Here is a 711-nt window from a genome sequence, read left to right as displayed (position 1 = left end):
TAGCAGCAGCACGGCGGGTTCGGCGAACCGCTCGACCTTCGCCCGGACCTCGAAGTTGGCAGGGCCGACGCGACGGAACGGTCTGACGGTTCGCATCGAGAACGCCCGCGTCCAAAACGGCTCGGACATCGACGAGGGTCCGTGAAAACCGTCACCTCACAGCGCACGCTGCCGCTCGACCCGCAAATGGAGATGCTTCGCAAGGCGAAGCTGCGCCAGCGACAGGAACGGTTGGCGGCGGGCGGGGCCTACCGTGGTGGTCGATACGTAATGTGCAATGCGCTGGGGGAGCCTGAGCGTCCCGATAACCTCTATCGCCGCTGGGCGCGGTGCCTGCGGCTGGCGAACGTGCCGCATGTGCGTCTGCACGACGCACGGCACTCCTGCGCCACGCTGATGCACGCTCGGGGAGCGCCACTGGCGGTCATCGCGGCGTGGCTGGGTCACTCGTCGCCCGATGTCACAGCCAGGCTGTATCTGCACTCGGACACCGAGGCTCTGCGCGATGCAGCAAAAGTCTTGGGGCAGATTCGCGGCACCGGAACAGGCAAGCCGTGAGACCTCGTTCCAAGCTGTTGTGACTTTTGTGTGACTTTTTGGGGTGTGACAGCGCGTCTACCGGGAAGTGAGTCCAGCAAAAGCCCTGCGGGAACAACAGTGCCCCCGGCAGGATTCGAACCTGCGGCCTTCTGCTCCGGAGGCAGACGCTCT

1 protein-coding gene is annotated in these 711 nt (G+C 65.0%); it reads left to right on the top strand.

Annotation, left to right across the window (positions count from 1 at the left end; translation table 11 throughout):
- The first annotated feature begins 141 nt into the window (after positions 1-141).
- Positions 142-558 (top strand): tyrosine-type recombinase/integrase, encoded by a 417-nt coding sequence (locus tag F6Q13_RS18720; RefSeq protein ID WP_293059723.1) that lies wholly within the window; start codon positions 142-144, stop codon positions 556-558.
- Positions 559-711: the final 153 nt, after the last annotated feature.

Source organism: Mycobacterium sp., assembly GCF_008709575.1.
In the GTDB taxonomy this organism is placed as follows: Bacteria; Actinomycetota; Actinomycetes; order Mycobacteriales; family Mycobacteriaceae; genus Mycobacterium.
Note: the sequence above shows the minus strand (reverse complement) of the source record. Positions and strands in the feature narration are given on the sequence as shown.